This window comes from Fictibacillus nanhaiensis, from assembly GCF_042686385.1.
GTDB classification, from domain to species: domain Bacteria; phylum Bacillota; class Bacilli; order Bacillales; family Fictibacillaceae; genus Fictibacillus; species Fictibacillus nanhaiensis.
In genome coordinates, this window is the sequence record NZ_JBHUPF010000006.1 from 1,238,085 (window position 1) to 1,250,292 (window position 12,208).

The 12,208-nt window shown below is 40.3% G+C and carries 10 protein-coding genes; 9 read left to right on the top strand and 1 reads right to left on the bottom strand.

Annotated features, from left to right (window positions below; translation table 11 throughout):
- Positions 1 to 188 precede the first annotated feature (188 nt).
- The 3 genes from lonB to yihA all read left to right on the top strand — a co-directional run bounded on the left by lonB (position 189) and on the right by yihA (position 4,952).
- Entirely contained in the window at positions 189 to 1,856 is a 1,668-nt protein-coding gene (lonB, locus tag ACFS5O_RS09785; protein ID WP_205726988.1) for an ATP-dependent protease LonB, read from the top strand.
- A 193-nt stretch (positions 1,857 to 2,049) separates the two neighbouring features.
- Positions 2,050 to 4,368 carry an endopeptidase La gene (lon, locus tag ACFS5O_RS09790; RefSeq protein ID WP_205726987.1) on the top strand — a complete coding sequence of 773 codons (2,319 nt, stop codon included), beginning with the start codon at positions 2,050 to 2,052 and terminating at the stop codon, positions 4,366 to 4,368.
- Positions 4,365 to 4,952 carry a ribosome biogenesis GTP-binding protein YihA/YsxC gene (yihA, locus tag ACFS5O_RS09795; protein WP_066396586.1) on the top strand — a complete coding sequence of 196 codons (588 nt, stop codon included), beginning with the start codon at positions 4,365 to 4,367 and terminating at the stop codon, positions 4,950 to 4,952. The genes lon and yihA overlap by 4 nt, the downstream gene beginning before the upstream one ends.
- A 304-nt stretch (positions 4,953 to 5,256) precedes the next feature.
- Here the strand turns inward: yihA and ACFS5O_RS09800 are convergent, their stop codons facing one another.
- A complete protein-coding gene (locus tag ACFS5O_RS09800; protein ID WP_205726986.1) occupies positions 5,257 to 5,733 on the bottom strand; it encodes a LiaI-LiaF-like domain-containing protein in 477 nt (158 codons plus the stop codon).
- Between the two features lie 234 nt (positions 5,734 to 5,967).
- Between ACFS5O_RS09800 and hemA the strand changes: the two genes are divergently transcribed.
- The 6 genes from hemA to hemL are packed head-to-tail and all read left to right on the top strand — an operon-like array spanning position 5,968 to position 12,173.
- Complete coding sequence (gene hemA / locus ACFS5O_RS09805; RefSeq protein WP_205726985.1) at positions 5,968 to 7,335, top strand: glutamyl-tRNA reductase; 1,368 nt, start codon at positions 5,968 to 5,970, stop codon at positions 7,333 to 7,335.
- Between the two features lie 39 nt (positions 7,336 to 7,374).
- Positions 7,375 to 8,193 carry a cytochrome C assembly family protein gene (locus ACFS5O_RS09810; protein ID WP_137788734.1) on the top strand — a complete coding sequence of 273 codons (819 nt, stop codon included), beginning with the start codon at positions 7,375 to 7,377 and terminating at the stop codon, positions 8,191 to 8,193.
- 19 nt (positions 8,194 to 8,212) lie between these two features.
- Positions 8,213 to 9,145, top strand: a complete 933-nt coding sequence (hemC, locus tag ACFS5O_RS09815) for a hydroxymethylbilane synthase (RefSeq protein ID WP_205726984.1) — start codon at positions 8,213 to 8,215, stop codon at positions 9,143 to 9,145.
- Positions 9,145 to 9,897 (top strand): uroporphyrinogen-III synthase, encoded by a 753-nt coding sequence (locus ACFS5O_RS09820; protein WP_205726983.1) that lies wholly within the window; start codon positions 9,145 to 9,147, stop codon positions 9,895 to 9,897. Before hemC ends, ACFS5O_RS09820 begins: the two co-directional genes overlap by 1 nt.
- 1 nt (position 9,898) lies before the next feature.
- The gene (hemB, locus tag ACFS5O_RS09825; protein ID WP_066396564.1) at positions 9,899 to 10,870 is read left to right on the top strand and encodes a porphobilinogen synthase; all 972 of its coding nucleotides are present in this window, start codon (positions 9,899 to 9,901) and stop codon (positions 10,868 to 10,870) included.
- A 16-nt stretch (positions 10,871 to 10,886) separates the two neighbouring features.
- Positions 10,887 to 12,173, top strand: coding sequence for a glutamate-1-semialdehyde 2,1-aminomutase (hemL, locus tag ACFS5O_RS09830; protein ID WP_205726982.1), 1,287 nt, complete (start codon positions 10,887 to 10,889; stop codon positions 12,171 to 12,173).
- The last annotated feature ends 35 nt before the right edge of the window (positions 12,174 to 12,208 follow it).

Below are 12,208 nucleotides of genomic sequence, written 5' to 3' on the forward strand. Positions count from 1 at the left end.
CCTAACGGCACAAAGTGGCAGGAGGCTCACCGCACGCCCCATGGAACGCGAGCGACCTGGAGTGGAAATCAACTACTTTCAAATTACCGTAGTATGTGAAATTGTCTTTTTAAAAGGTTGACCGTTTAGTTCATCACCTCCTCGGAGATACTATGATTATCACTACATAGGTACCGGGAGGAAAAACAATGAACTGGACTGGCATAGCATTACTTATTCAATTATTCTTTGGGATTATTATTGGGCTATATTTTTGGAACTTACTACGTAACCAACGTTCTCAAAAAGTGAGTGTGGATAAAGAATCAAGAAAAGAGATGGAACAATTAAGAAGAATGCGTTCGATCTCATTATCAGAACCTCTTTCTGAACGTGTAAGACCTGGGAAATTTGAAGATATCATCGGACAAGAAGATGGTATAAAAGCATTAAAAGCTGCGTTGTGTGGACCAAATCCACAACATGTTATCGTCTACGGTCCTCCAGGAGTCGGGAAAACAGCTGCAGCTCGATTAGTATTAGAAGAAGCGAAGCGGAATCAAACATCTCCTTTCCGTTCGACAGCTGTTTTTGTAGAACTCGATGCTACGACAGCTCGTTTTGATGAACGAGGAATCGCCGATCCATTGATTGGTTCAGTACATGATCCAATCTACCAAGGTGCTGGAGCTATGGGGCAAGCAGGCATTCCTCAGCCAAAGCAAGGGGCTGTTACGAATGCACATGGCGGCGTTCTTTTTATTGATGAGATCGGTGAACTCCATCCTATTCAGATGAACAAATTGTTAAAAGTATTAGAAGATCGAAAGGTTTTTTTAGAAAGTGCGTATTATTCCGAAGAGAACACAAACATACCGCATCATATTCATGATATATTCCAAAACGGTCTGCCTGCAGATTTCCGTATGATCGGAGCCACTACTCGTATGCCAGAAGAGATACCTCCTGCTATACGTTCTAGATGTTTAGAGGTGTTCTTTAGAGAGTTACAGCCAGCTGAAATCGAACAGATCGCTAAGAGAGCAGCTGATAAAATTCAGTTAGGAATCGATGAAGAATCGTTAAAATATATGGCTCAGTATGCTCGAAATGGTCGTGAAGCCGTAAATATGATCCAAATCGCAGCGGGTCTTGCCATCACTGAACAACGTAAGAACATTACAAAGAGTGATGTGGAATGGGTTACTCACTCAAGCAGGATGGCTCCAAGACCTGAGAGGAAAATTGGTTTCAAACCAAAGGTCGGCCTCGTGAATGGTCTGGCTGTATATGGTCCAACAAGCGGAGCTCTGTTAGAGATTGAAACGACCGTATTACCCGCAAAGAAACAAGGTTCTATTACGATAACGGGTATAGCTGAAGAAGAGAGTATCGGGAATCAATCTAAGTCGATACGAAGAAAAAGTATGGCAAAAGGTTCAGTGGAAAACGTGATAACCGTGCTTCGATACATGGGTGTAGATGCGTCTATGTATGATATCCACGTGAACTTTCCAGGTGGTGGTCCAGTGGATGGTCCATCAGCGGGTATCGCGATCGCTTCCTCTATCTACTCAGCTATTCACAACATTAAAATAGACCACGAAATTGCAATGACTGGAGAAATCAGCATCCATGGAAAAGTGAAACCTGTCGGTGGTGTGATGGCGAAGATACTAGCTGCAAAAGATGCTGGTGCGAAACGTGTGCTTATCCCGTTTGAGAACAACCAAAAGATTTTTGATACGATCGAAGACGTAGAGATCATTCCTGTAAAAAAACTTTCAGAAGTGTTTCAACACGCGTTTTTAGATAACGCTGAAGAGCAATCGATCCCTGCATCTACAGCCTTAAACTCCCCTCCTTCTTCTGTATAAGGAGAAGTAGGGAGTTTCTTTTTGTTCCATTATTGTGTGTATTGCGTGTTTATTTAGCAATGAAGAACGTATTAATAGGCGTTTTCTTACAATCCGAAGCTTACATTAGACAAAGTTGAGCATTATCGGTAGAATTGTACAAAGACTAAGCATATAATTAATGATTACATAGCAGTTTTCGGAGGTGTTTTTAATGGGGGAAAAACGAGTTCTTCCGCTCCTCCCTCTTCGCGGATTGTTGGTTTATCCAACAATGGTACTTCATTTAGATGTAGGAAGAGAAAAATCAATTCAGGCACTTGAAAAAGTGATGCTTGATGATCAGATGATCTTTCTATCTACACAAAAAGAGGTTTCTATTGAAGATCCAGGACAAGAGGAAATTTATCATGTAGGAACGTTGTCAAAAGTAAATCAGATGCTCAAGCTGCCGAATGGCACGATAAGAGTACTCGTAGAAGGAATTAAACGCGGTAAGATTACTTCTTTCATGGATGAAAAAACCCATGTGGAAGTAGAAGTGGAACTAACGGATGATATTGAAGTGAAAGAAGCTGAAACAGTAGCTCTCATGAGAGCAGTTCTGGCTCAATTCGAACAATACATAAACCTATCCAAAAAAGTAACACCTGAAACGCTTGCTTCTGTTCAAGATATTACTGAACCAGGCCGTTTGGCTGATGTTATTTCTTCACATCTTTCTCTGAAGATTAAAGAAAAACAAAAGATCCTTGAGATCTTTGATGTTAAAGAAAGACTTGAATACTTGCTGGACCTTTTAAACAATGAAAAAGAAGTGCTAGGTCTTGAAAAGAAAATTGGCCAACGCGTAAAAAAAGCGATGGAGAAAACGCAGAAAGAATATTATCTGCGCGAACAAATGAAAGCCATCCAAAAAGAGCTTGGTGATAAAGAAGGCAAAGTTGGTGAAGTGAGTACGCTCAAAGAACGTATTGAATCATCTGACATGCCTGAGTCGGTCATGGAGCTTGCAAAAAAAGAACTCGACCGCTATGAAAAGATGCCGAACTCTTCAGCTGAGAGTTCTGTTATTAGAACATATATCGAGTGGCTTGTTAATCTTCCATGGAAACAAGAGACGATTGATAACTTAGATATTCCTCATGCAGAGACGGTCCTTAATGAGGATCATTACGGCCTTGAAAAAGTGAAGGACAGAGTTTTAGAATACCTGGCCGTTCAAAAGCTGACAAATTCACTAAAAGGACCGATTCTTTGTTTAGTTGGACCACCGGGTGTTGGTAAAACATCATTAGCAAGATCGATCGCACGTGCTATCGGTAGAAATTTTGTACGCATCTCTCTTGGTGGTGTAAGAGATGAGGCTGAGATCAGAGGACATCGAAGAACGTATGTGGGAGCAATGCCAGGTCGTTTGATTCAAGGGATGAAGAAAGCAGGGACGATTAATCCTGTGTTCTTACTTGATGAGATCGATAAGATGTCTAGTGATTTTAGAGGTGATCCTTCTTCTGCGATGCTTGAAGTGCTTGATCCCGAACAGAACAGCACGTTTAGCGATCACTATATCGAAGAGCCATATGATCTATCGAAAGTCATGTTTGTAACAACAGCCAATTCTCTTTCGACAATCCCAGGTCCGTTATTAGATAGAATGGAAGTTATTTCGATCGCAGGATATACAGAGGTTGAAAAGCTCCATATCTCTAAGAATCATTTGATTCCAAAACAACTGAAAGAACATGGATTAAAGAAAAGCCAAATTCAGTTTAAAGATGATTCCATCCTAAAGCTCGTCCGCAATTATACACGTGAAGCGGGTGTGCGTAATCTTGAGCGTCAAATTGCAGGATTATGCAGAAAAGCTGCCAAACAGATTGTTTCAGCTGAAAAGAAAAAGGTTGTACTTTCTGCTAAAAACCTTGAAGATTACTTAGGTAAGCCTCGTTTCCGTTATGGTCAAGCAGAACTTGAAGACCAAATCGGTGCAGCGACAGGGTTAGCTTATACGACAGCTGGGGGAGACACTCTTTCTATTGAGGTGGCATTATCACCTGGTAAGGGTAAACTGATCTTAACCGGAAAGTTAGGTGATGTGATGAAGGAATCTGCTCAAGCTGCATTAAGTTACGTTCGAACCAAGGTGGAAGAGTTAGGAATCGATCATGATTTCTATGAGAAAACGGATATTCATATACATGTTCCTGAAGGTGCGACACCAAAGGATGGTCCTTCAGCAGGAATAACGATCGCTACTGCTTTAGTATCAGCACTAACGAAAAAGCCAGTTAGAAAAGATGTAGGGATGACCGGTGAGATCACGTTACGTGGACGTGTGTTGCCTATTGGTGGTTTGAAAGAAAAATCATTAAGTGCGCACAGAGCAGGGATCAAAACAATCATTCTTCCGAAAGAAAATGAAAAAGACATTGAGGATATTCCACAATCAGTAAAAGAGGGATTATCTTTTATAACCGTATCTCATTTAGATGAGGTATTAAAAGTTGCATTAGCAGGTGATGGAAAGTGAAAGTAAATACAGCAGAAATCGTAATTTCAGCAGTCGGACCGAAGCAATATCCGGAAGGTAATCTTCCGGAGATTGCTCTTGCCGGCCGCTCGAATGTAGGAAAATCGTCTTTTATCAACAAGATGATTCATCGTAAAAATTTAGCTCGTACATCTTCAAAACCAGGAAAAACCCAAACGTTAAACTTCTATATCTTAAATGAAAGTTTTTATTTTGTGGATGTGCCTGGTTACGGCTTTGCTAAAGTATCAAAAACAGAACGAGAAGCTTGGGGAAAGATGATCGAACAGTATCTCGTTGAACGCGATCAGTTAAAAGCAGTTGTTCAACTTGTTGACCTGAGACATGCTCCATCAAAAGACGATGTTTTAATGTACGATTGGTTAAAATATCATGAGCTTCCTGTTATCGTAGTGGCAACAAAGAGTGACAAGATTCCAAAAGGAAAATGGGACAAGCATAAAAAAGTAGTCAAGGAAACATTAAACATGGACAAGAGCGATAAGATCGTTCTCTTCTCATCTGAAACAGGACACGGAAAAGATGAAGCATGGGGCGTACTAAATTCTTATCTTACTAAATAATGTCTTTTAACCTTTTAGCATAAGACTGCAATAATAAAAGGTTTTCATTTTTAGTTGCTTAAATGGTTTTCTTTTCCTCTCCTATGCAAGTTAATTGTAGCGTAAGTTTGCCGACTCCTATGGGACGAGCGGTCAGGTGGAGACTCCTAAGGGCGCGAAGCGGCAGGAGGCTCACCGTTCGCCCCATGGAAAGCGTGCAACCTGGAGCGGAAATCAACTACTTCAGGAAAGCATCATTGTTGCGGAAACAGCCTTAACTTAAAAACCCTCTATGTTTTTTATAAACATAGAGGGTTTTGTGTTTCTATTTCTTTTTAAAGAACATAAGGTAAGCCCCGATGACCATTAGAATAATCGGCCAAAAATCTTCAGCTTTCACAAATATATTTTCTACAGAAGGGGTATTACTCTTAAAGAAGAGTAGCCATAGGGCTAAAAGCGATAACAATACCCCAGGGATGAGTCCCTCTTTTGTTTTTCGATACTGAATCAGAAAAGATAGACCTGCAAGTAAAACGATAACTTGAAGTGGCTCTGGCCATGTCGCCACTTTTGCTGCAGCATGAAAATGCAAGCCTAGTCCAGTCAAGAATACACCTGAGAAAATACTTGAAGAATCCTTTCCAGAACCAGATTGGAATACAAGAGCAATACCAATGATGATTAGTATGCTTGGCCAAGTCAAATAGGGTTGGAGCAATTCGATGTTCATTCTATTAGCAAAATAGAATAATCCAATTCCGAGTAAAATGATGCCGCTGAATGTGTTTCTTTGTTTCATAATGCCTCCATCTTAAACGTAAACCTTTGCTAAATTGGTCGATTTTTGTTATTTTTAATATTGGTGCTAAGTTTTAGTAATTATGGTTATCCTAAAACTGCTATACACGCACCAAAAAGAATTTAAATACATCATAGCATAAACGTTTAAATTCTGTTCACATTATTGGATATTCCGTAATTTGGGACATGTTATAATTAATATAGAACATACATAATTAAGGGAGGTGAGCGCATGCATATTCTAGTGGTTGGACTTAATTACAAAACGGCACCCGTAGAAATTCGGGAAAAAGTTTCTTTTCAGCCCGCTGAATTAACGGATGCGATCTCTACACTCCGAAAACAAAAAAGTATACTTGAATGTGTAATTGTTTCAACGTGCAACCGTACTGAGATCTATGCTGTTGCCGATCAGCTTCATACCGGAAGATACTACATCAAATCTTTTTTGGCGGACTGGTTTTCAATTGATAAAGAAGAACTTTCACCATTCTTGAGTATTAGAGACGGAGAAGCAGCTGTAGAACATCTATTCCGTGTAGCTGCAGGCTTGGACTCTATGGTGATTGGTGAAACTCAAATCCTTGGTCAAGTAAGAGATGGATTCTTAGAATCACAGAAACTTGATGCGACAGGAACTATATTTAATAAACTCATGAAACAAGCGATCACATTTGCTAAGAGATGTCATTCAGAAACAGATATCGGTGAAAATGCCGTATCGGTTAGTTATGCAGCGGTCGAACTAGCGAAAAAAATCTTCGGTGGTCTGCAAAATAAAACGATTTTAATCGTAGGTGCAGGTAAGATGGGTGAGCTTACAGCGAAGCATCTGCATGCGAGTGGTGGAAACGAAGTTCTTGTAATCAACCGAACTTTTGAAAAAGCGCAAGAGGTAGCTGAAAAGTTTCATGGAATAGCACATCCTTTTGAAGACCTTGAAAGTTTGCTCGTAAAAGCGGATATCGTGATTTCTTCTACAGGTGCTAGTGAATTTGTTATTACAAAGAAAACGGCTGCACCAGCTATTAAGAAACGTAAAGGTCTTCCATTGTTCATGGTAGATATTGCAGTACCTCGTGACCTCGATCCTGAGCTTCATGATTTAGACAGCGTTTTTCTATATGATATTGATGACTTAGAAGGTATCGTAGAGTCGAATCTTGCTGAACGAATGAAAGAAGCGGAAAAGATTGAAATCATGATCGAAGCTGAAATTGTGGCTTTCCAATCTTGGATTTCGATGCTTGGTGTAGTGCCGTTAATTTCTGCATTACGTGAAAAGGCATTGAATATACAAGCAGAAACCATGCAAAGCATCGAGCGTAAGCTTCCGGATCTTACAGATCGAGAAAGAAAAATTTTAAGTAAGCATACGAAAAGTATCGTGAATCAATTGCTTCGAGATCCTGTGACAAGAGCCAAGGAGATGGCGGGTGAACCAGGAGCTGAAGAACAGTTACAATTATTTACGGAAATTTTCGGACTACAAGATTATTTGGATAAACAGAAGCAGTTGGAAACAGCATTTACTGCAAACGTCGAAGAGAAGTCTTCACTAACAGATGAACTGGTTCCTTCGACTGTGGTAAGAACTTAAGCTCTCGTTTCCCTCGAGCTCATGGAGTGTGAGCAAAAAATGAATTGGATATATGATCTGACTATCGTTCTATATGCACTTAGCATCATAGGCTATTTTATAGATTTTCTTCAAAACAACCGGAAAGCAAACCGATTTGCTTTCTGGTTGCTTTCTATTGTCTGGGTACTTCAAACGGTCTTTTTCGTGTTAAGGATGTTGAAAGATCAACGGTTTCCTATTTTAACACCCTCTGAAGGCCTGTTTTTTTATGCATGGATCCTCGTGACGTTCTCGGTAGTCATGAGCAGATTTTTCCGGGTTGATTTTCTAGTTTTTTTTACGAACATTTTAGGTTTCTTGCTCGTTTCTATCCACTTGTTTGCTCCAACAGGGCAAGCGAGCGCTGTGCTTGAGAAACAGCTGATCTCAGAACTATTAATCATTCATATTACGATGGCATTCATCTCGTACGGAGCTTTTTCACTGTCTTTTATATTCTCCTTCATGTACCTGTTACAGCATGGCATGTTGAAACGAAAAAAATGGAGCAAAAGGCTGCAACGCTTCGGTAGTTTATCATACTTAGAGAAGCTTTCTTTTCGATTGAATACGATCGGGGTGCCGTTGCTCTTGTTAAGTCTAATATTGGGAGTCGTATGGGCATTCTGGAAAATAAGTGATTTTACACTTCTTGATGCCAAGGTCATCTCGTCATTTATTGTCCTTTTGGTTTACAGTACTTACCTCTATCAAAAGGTTGGAAGAGGTGTACAAGGTAAAACGTTAGCGCTTTGGAACACTGCGGCATTCTTAGTCGTTTTGATCAACTACTTTTTAGCGTCAACGTTCACTGAATTTCACCTTTGGTATAAGTAAAGAATAGGAGATTCATATCATGAGAAAAATTATAGTAGGTTCAAGAAGAAGTAAATTAGCGATCACACAGACAAACTGGGTGATCGAGCAATTAAAAAAGTCAGGAATGCCTTTTGAATTTGAAGTGAAAGAGATCGTAACAAAAGGTGATATCATTCTTGATGTTACCCTCTCAAAAGTAGGCGGAAAAGGCTTGTTCGTTAAAGAGATCGAACAAGCGATGTTAGATAAGGAGATCGATATTGCCGTACACAGCATGAAGGATATGCCTTCTGAACTGCCTGAGGGGCTCGAGATCGGCTGTACGCCTAAACGCGTAGATCCAAGGGATGCACTAATTTCTGAAAAGTATTCTTCATTAAGAGAACTTCCTGCTGGTGCTATAATCGGGACGAGCTCACTTAGAAGAGCAGCACAGATTCTGAACCGACGTCCGGATCTAGAGATTAAATCTATTCGAGGTAATATTGATACTCGCCTTAACAAGTTAAAGTCTGGTGAGTTTGATGCAATCATTCTAGCAGCTGCAGGTCTTGAAAGAATGGGCTGGTCTACGGATGTTGTTACCGAATACTTAGACATAGACTTGTGTCTTCCTGCTGTAGGTCAAGGTTCATTAGCTATTGAATGCAGAAGTGAAGATGTAGAAGTGAAAGAATTGTTAGCTACACTGAATGACGCTTATACATTTGATACCGTTAAAGCAGAACGCTCTTTCTTAAACACGTTAGAAGGAGGCTGCCAAGTTCCAATCGCAGCTTTTGCAACGATGGACGACAACCACGAGGTCTCTTTAACAGGACTTGTTGCAGATCCGGAAGGAAAGACCGTGTTAAAAGAAATGAAGTCAGGCAAAGATCCGCATCGTGTAGGTGTAGAGTTAGCTGAAGAATTAAAAACATTAGGTGCAAAGATCATACTCGATTCAGTGAAAAAGGATTTAAATGCATAATGAATACTTCTATAGGACCACTAGCAGGTAAGAGAATACTTGTTACACGGCCGAAAGAGCAGGCAGTGCCATTGATTTCACTCATACAAAAGAACGGTGGCATCCCTCTTTCTTTTCCTATTGTCTCTATAAAAGGGGTTAAGAACGAAGAATCGCAATCCTTGTTAAACAATCTATCGTCTTACCAATGGATCATTTTTACGAGCAAGAATGGAGTGGATCACTTTTTTCAACTGATTTCTGATTGTAATCTCACTTTGGGAAATGTTAAGTTTGCCGCAGTTGGAGAGAAAACAGCCGAATCATTAAGAAAGAGAGGGATCACATCTATTCTTGTGCCCGATCAGTACCATGCCGAAAGCTTAGTAAAGACGCTAAAAAAACACGTTTTATCTCATGAAAAAATTTTATTTCCAAAAGGGAATCTAGCTCCTTCTTTTATTAAAGAGGAGTTCAAGGAAAAAGCATGGGTAGAAGAGTTAGTCGTCTACAAAACGGAATCAGAAGACCATTTAGATTGGTCGCTCGTACATCAAGCAGATTGCCTGTTTTTTATGAGCCCATCTGCCGTAACCTTCATGAGTAGGGGGTTGCAAACAGAGGAAGTCTACAAAAAGCCAGTGATCTGTGTGGGTCCAACAACGAAAAAAGCTGCAGAAGAATGCGGATATTATCATGTGTTAATGCCGAAACAATTTACCGCAGAAGATATGGTGAACTGTGCCATCTCTTATTTTCAAGGAGGAAGTTAATATGAATTTTCAACGTCATCGTCGTTTAAGAAAATCAGCATCAATGCGTTCCCTAGTGCGTGAAACGCATCTTCATGTTTCAGACTTTATCTATCCATTGTTTTTTGTTGAAGGAGAAAACATAAAAAAAGAAGTCCCTTCTATGCCAGGTGTGTATCATCTATCGTTAGATCTTCTTCAAGAAGAGGTAAAAGAAATTGAAAGTCTAGGCATTCAGTCTATTATCGTTTTTGGTGTGCCAGCTGAAAAAGACGATTGCGGAAGTTCTGCTTATGACCATAATGGAATCGTACAAAAAGCAATCGCACAAATTAAAGAAGTTGCTCCTTCGTTAACTGTCATTGCAGACACTTGTTTATGTCAATTTACAGATCATGGACATTGTGGTGTGATCGAAAATGGCGAAGTTTTAAATGATGAAACTTTGACGTTGCTTGCAAAAACTGCTGTATCACAAGCTAAAGCTGGAGCGGATATTATCGCACCTTCAAACATGATGGATGGTTTTGTTGCAGCGATCAGACAAGGACTTGATGAAGCTGGTTTCTATGATGTTCCGATTATGTCTTATGCTGTTAAATATGCATCATCGTTCTATGGTCCGTTCCGTGATGCAGCACACAGTACGCCTCAGTTTGGGGATAGAAAAACGTATCAGATGGATCCCGCTAATCGACTTGAAGCCCTTCGGGAGGCAGAATCAGACGTTGCTGAAGGTGCTGATTTCTTAATGGTAAAGCCAGCTCTTTCTTACTTAGATATTTTAAGAGAATTAAAAGACAGATATCCTCTTCCACTAGTGGCTTACAACGTGAGTGGAGAGTATTCCATGATTAAAGCAGCTGCTATGAACGGATGGGTAGATGAAAAGAGCATCGTACTTGAAAAACTGATCTCTATGAAACGAGCAGGAGCAGACTTGATTATTACGTATTTTGCGAAAGATGCTGCAAGATGGCTGAATGAAAAATAAGGAAAGAGGTGTTGGTATGAGAAGCTTTGAAAAATCGATTGCTGCTTTTCAAGAAGCGAAAGAAGTCATGCCTGGAGGAGTTAACAGTCCTGTACGTGCCTTTAAATCTGTAAAGATGGATCCTGTATTTATGGAACGCGGAAAAGGATCTAAGATTTATGACATCGACGGCAATGAATATATCGATTATGTATTGTCTTGGGGACCTTTAATTCTTGGACATGCTGACGACCAAGTAGTAGAGGCACTTAAGCGAACGGCTGAACTGGGAACAAGTTTTGGTGCACCTAATGAAATGGAAACAAAGCTTGCAAAGCTTGTGATCGACCGTGTTCCTTCAATCGAAGTTGTACGTATGGTTAACTCGGGTACAGAAGCTACGATGAGTGCACTTCGTCTAGCTCGTGGATACACAGGTCGAAGCAAAATTGTTAAATTTGAAGGTTGTTACCATGGACACGGTGACTCCTTATTGATTAAAGCAGGCTCTGGTGTTGCAACGCTCGGACTTCCGGATTCACCAGGAGTTCCAGAAGGTATCGCACAGAACACGATCACCGTTCCATACAATGATCTTGAGAGCTTACAAGTAGCGTTTGATCAATTTGGAGAAGATATCGCTTGTGTGATTGTTGAGCCAGTCGCAGGTAACATGGGTGTTGTTCCACCACAAAAAGGGTTCTTAGAAGGCGTACGTAAAATGACTGAACAACATGGCTCTCTATTGATCTTTGACGAAGTAATGACAGGCTTCCGAGTTGATTATGAATGTGCACAAGGTTATTTTGGAGTAACACCTGACCTAACGTGTTTAGGTAAAGTCATTGGTGGTGGCCTACCTGTTGGTGCTTATGGTGGGAAACGAGAGATCATGGAACAGATCGCACCAAGCGGACCGATCTACCAAGCAGGGACGTTATCAGGGAACCCTCTTGCTATGGCTGCGGGTTATGCTACACTTTCACAACTTACAAAAGAAAGTTACACCTACTTTCAAAAACTTGGAGATCAACTAGCTTCAGGTATCTCTGAAGCTGCCGAGCATTATGGTGTCGCACATACGATCAACCGTGCAGGAAGCATGATTGGCTTCTTCTTCACAAATCAAGATGTTATTAATTATGAAACGGCTAAGCAATCCAATTTAGATCACTTTAATGCTTGCTTTAAAACGATGATTCAAGAAGGAATCTCATTGCCTCCTTCACAATTTGAAGGGTTATTCTTGTCTACAGCTCATACAGAAGACGATATTAATAAAACAATTGCAGCGTTTAGAAAAGCATTTTCTCAATTAAAATAGTCATGTTTCGTAGCGTCCGCTTACTTTTAGCGGAC

Excerpts from the sequence above, each read along its gene's own strand:
- lonB (WP_205726988.1), top strand. The coding sequence starts at position 189 with ATGAACTGGACTGGCATAGCATTACTTATTCAATTATTCTTTGGGATT.
- lon (WP_205726987.1), top strand. The coding sequence starts at position 2,050 with ATGGGGGAAAAACGAGTTCTTCCGCTCCTCCCTCTTCGCGGATTGTTG.
- ACFS5O_RS09800 (WP_205726986.1), bottom strand. The coding sequence starts at position 5,733 with ATGAAACAAAGAAACACATTCAGCGGCATCATTTTACTCGGAATTGGA.
- hemA (WP_205726985.1), top strand. The coding sequence starts at position 5,968 with ATGCATATTCTAGTGGTTGGACTTAATTACAAAACGGCACCCGTAGAA.
- ACFS5O_RS09810 (WP_137788734.1), top strand. The coding sequence starts at position 7,375 with ATGAATTGGATATATGATCTGACTATCGTTCTATATGCACTTAGCATC.
- hemC (WP_205726984.1), top strand. The coding sequence starts at position 8,213 with ATGAGAAAAATTATAGTAGGTTCAAGAAGAAGTAAATTAGCGATCACA.
- ACFS5O_RS09820 (WP_205726983.1), top strand. The coding sequence starts at position 9,145 with ATGAATACTTCTATAGGACCACTAGCAGGTAAGAGAATACTTGTTACA.
- hemB (WP_066396564.1), top strand. The coding sequence starts at position 9,899 with ATGAATTTTCAACGTCATCGTCGTTTAAGAAAATCAGCATCAATGCGT.
- hemL (WP_205726982.1), top strand. The coding sequence starts at position 10,887 with ATGAGAAGCTTTGAAAAATCGATTGCTGCTTTTCAAGAAGCGAAAGAA.